Source organism: Burkholderia sp. Ac-20392 (genome assembly GCF_017104585.1).
In the GTDB taxonomy this organism is placed as follows: domain Bacteria; phylum Pseudomonadota; class Gammaproteobacteria; order Burkholderiales; family Burkholderiaceae; genus Burkholderia; species Burkholderia lata.
This window is the reverse complement of record NZ_JAAGPB010000695.1, coordinates 1-3,541: the sequence shown is the minus strand read 5'-3', so window position 1 is coordinate 3,541 and position 3,541 is coordinate 1. Positions and strand designations below refer to the sequence as shown.

The 3,541-nt window shown below is 67.0% G+C and carries 3 protein-coding genes and 1 pseudogene; all 4 read right to left on the bottom strand.

Annotated elements, in window-relative coordinates; translation table 11 throughout:
• Positions 1 to 228 (bottom strand): annotated as a pseudogene (locus tag G3N99_RS36935) (alpha/beta hydrolase); the annotation flags it as partial.
• 89 nt (positions 229 to 317) lie between these two features.
• Positions 318 to 752, bottom strand: a complete 435-nt coding sequence (locus G3N99_RS36930) for a CHRD domain-containing protein (protein WP_174942374.1) — start codon at positions 750 to 752, stop codon at positions 318 to 320.
• A gap of 368 nt (positions 753 to 1,120) precedes the next feature.
• A complete protein-coding gene (locus tag G3N99_RS36925) occupies positions 1,121 to 1,894 on the bottom strand; it encodes a class II aldolase/adducin family protein (RefSeq protein WP_174940185.1) in 774 nt (257 codons plus the stop codon).
• Positions 1,895 to 2,044: 150 nt separating this feature from the next.
• A partial coding sequence (locus tag G3N99_RS36920) for a phospholipase D family protein (RefSeq protein ID WP_206124827.1) occupies positions 2,045 to 3,541 on the bottom strand: 1,497 nt, incomplete at its 5' end.

The window sequence follows — 3,541 nt, the reverse complement described above, 5'->3', positions numbered from 1 at the left end:
CCCGCGGCCCGCGCCCGCGTCGGTGCGTTCGAGCCATTCGCCGCGCAGCGGCGCGTCGCCCGGGCCATAGCACTGGCGCAACCGGTAGCCCGACGGCGCACGGCGCGGCACAACCATCCGCAAATCGGTAAAGCGCCGTGCGCGGGCGGGATCGAGCACCTCGCGCGTGGTCTCGGGCCGGAACTGCCAGCGCAGCAGCCAGCAGGCGAACTTGCTTTGCCAACTCATCGGACGCACTCCGTAATCACAGTGTGACGATGGTACGTGCGATCGCTCCCGCACCGCTCGACAGGAGCCTCTACATCAAACGCCGGCACTCAGTTCGCCGGCATCACCTGGCCGCGAACCTCGCCGGACGGGTGCTCCTTCGTATGGACGTTGAAGTACCACTTGCCGCCCATCAGGTCGGTGACCTGCGCGTCGGTGAGTTCCTTCGAGCCCTTGATCGGGCTCGCCAGCTCGTCCTTCGGAATCGGCACCTGCACGCCGGCATTCTGGCCGACCGGGGCGGGCCCGTGGAAGTGCGCGGCGGTGGCCGGCCCCGTGAGGTGTTCGTATGTGACCTTCCACTGCAGCATGTGGGTGGCCGTATCGTAGGTGGCCTCGACGTCGCCCGAGCCCTTGGTCGCCGTCGGCGGCACTTCACTCGACGGCTGGAGATTGGCGGACAGGCGCACCGTTTCGGCAGCAGCGCTGCCGGCGGCGAGCACGCCCGCGAGTAACGCGACCTGGAGCAAACGCAGCTTGAGCATGGACTCTCCTTGTACGACGTTGTACGCCGCCCGAGCGGGGGCGCCAGACATGATGGTAGTCGATCGCCGCCGGTCCGGGCATCCACCGAACGGCCATGCAGCGAATCGCCGCACCGCGCCCGGCCGGCCCGCTCGCGCGGCGTGCGACGCGTCAGTCTGCGTCAACCTGGAATGGACCTTTGCAGCCCGGTGACTGAATCCGCTCGCGGCCTTTCGCTACACTTCGTCTCACAGTTGCTTGTTTCCTTCGTCCGAAGGAGTCTGCGAGTATTCACGCGGCCGCCCGGCCGCGTTTTTTTTTGCGCGTGCCGCCATCGGATCCGGTTCACACCGTATCAAGCATGACGAAGCGATCGCGCTGCTTCACGTCACGCGCGATAGCCGGGATCGATGCGGTCGACGATACGCTGCAGCGCGTCGAACGCATCCTGCCCTGCGCCATGCTTCGGATCGAAATTCAGCGAATCGCGCACGCACCCTTCGAGCACGGGCGGCGCAATCGGCAGCGCGTCGCCGATCGCATGCGTGGCGATCTGCACCTCGCACGCGCGATTGAGCAGCCACATCAGCGAGAACGTCTGCGCGAGCGTCGCGCCGATCGTCACGGGCCCATGGTTGCGCAACAGCAGCACGGGCCGCCCGCCGGCGCTCTCGACGATGCGCCGCCCTTCTTCGAGATGCACGGTGATGCCCTCGAAGTCGTGATACGCAATCTTCCCGAACAACTGCGCCGAATAGAAATTCGAGAACGACAGCCCGTCACGCGAACAGCACACGGCCATCGTCGGCGTCGTGTGCACGTGCATCACGCAGTGCGCATCGGGCAGCGCCGCATGGATCGCGCTGTGAAACGTGAAGCCGGCCGGGTTGATCGGCCAGTCGGAATGACCGATCACGTTGCCATCGATGTCGATCTTCACGAGGTTCGACGCGCACACCTCGCGGTAATGGAGCCCGAACGGGTTGATCAGGAAATGCCCGTCCTCGCCCGGCACGCGCAGCGAGATATGGTTGTAGATCAGTTCGGTCCAGCCGAGATGATCGAAGATGCGATAAGCCGCCGCGAGCTGCACGCGCGCCTGCCATTCGGCTTCGGAGAAACGGGCGGGACGCGTGAACGGCTGGTTCGGGACACGTTGCATGGGGGAACTCCGGTTGCGGGTGTGCGCGGCACCGCGTGATGCGGGCCGCCTGGCGGCACCGTCTTGCGCGCCACATTGGTTGCGCGCACAACCATATCATCATTCCCAGCGCACCGGAAACGCGGGTTTAGCCGGAGCGCTTCCGGCCCCTTAAAGCTGGTCGTCGACCGGCAGCAGCATGAACATGCCGGTCATCAGGTTGCGCAGCAGCCCCGCGTGCGGATCGACGTGATAGGTGGTCGGCCGGCCGTTGTCGATACCTGTCCATTCGAGTTCGGGCGACCCGCCGCCAGCCGGCGTCACGAGGCTCACGCGGTAGCTGTCGTCCGGCTGCGTCACGCGCGCGAAGATCGTCGCGACCTGCTGCGCGAGCGCCGGGCTGTGGATCACGAGCGCCAGTTCGGTATTCAGGTCCGCGGACCGCGGATCGAGGTTCATCGAACCGATCACGAGGATCTTCCGGTCGATCACGTACGCCTTCGCATGCAGGCTTGCCCGCGAGCGCGACCCGAACAGGCGCGCGCGCTGCCGGCCCGGCTGCGCCTTGAACTCGTACAGCTCGACGCCGTGCTGCAGCAGCGGCACGCGATAAGGCCCGTAGCCGGCCTGCACGGCGACCGCGTCGGTCGCGGCGAGCGAATTCGTCAGGATCGCGACGCGCACGCCGCGCGCGGTCGCCTCGCCGAGGATCTTCACGCCCGCGTCGTGCGGCACGAAATACGGCGAGAACGCGAGGAATTCCTGCTGCGCGCCGCGCGTGAGCTCGACCAGACGCTGCATCGGCGGGCTCACGTACGCGTCGGTCGGCCGCGCGACCTTGTCGGGCGCGTCGACCTTGAACTCGGCGGGCGCCCACACGAGCGCGAGCTCGTCGCGGGCAATCTGCTGCGCGAGCGGCGTCGCGTTCAGCGGCTTCGCGTTATACGGATCGGCGTTCTGGCGCCAATGGCTGCGCAACTCGTCGCGCGTCGCGTCGAGGTCCTTCGGATCGAACGACTGGTGATTCAGCACGCGCAGCGGATAGCTGCTCGCACTCGACCAGTACGTATCGAAGCTCGCCGAGACGTCGTTCGTCACCGGGCCCGCGGCCAGCACGTCGAGATCGCGGAACTGCAGCGTCGGGCTTGCGTTGAAGTATTCGTCGCCGAGATTGCGGCCGCCGACGATCGCGATCTGGTTGTCCGCGATCATCGCCTTGTTGTGCATCCGGCGCGTGAAGCTGTCGATGCGCGTGAAGAAGTTGGCCGTGCGCTCGACCATCCCGTGCTGCGACGCGCCGAACGGGTTGAACACGCGGATCTCGATGTTCGGGTGCGTGTTCAGCGCGGCCATGATGCGATCGATGTCGCGGAAGTTCAGGTCGTCGACGAGCATCCGCACGCGCACACCGCGATCGGCCGCGTACAGCGCCGCGGCGAGCAGCAGCTTGCCCGTCGTGTCCTCGGTCGCGATGTAGTACTGCATGTCGAGCGTCTTCGTCGCGGCGCGTGCGAGCGCGATGCGCATCTGCAGCGCCTCCGCGCCTTCCGGCAGCAGCCGGAAACCCGACTCGCCCGGATGCGCGGCCTCGGGCGCGGCCAGCGCATCGTGCAGCGGCGTGACGGTATCGGGCGGCAACGCGTGGGAGACCGGGCGCTCGAGCGTGGA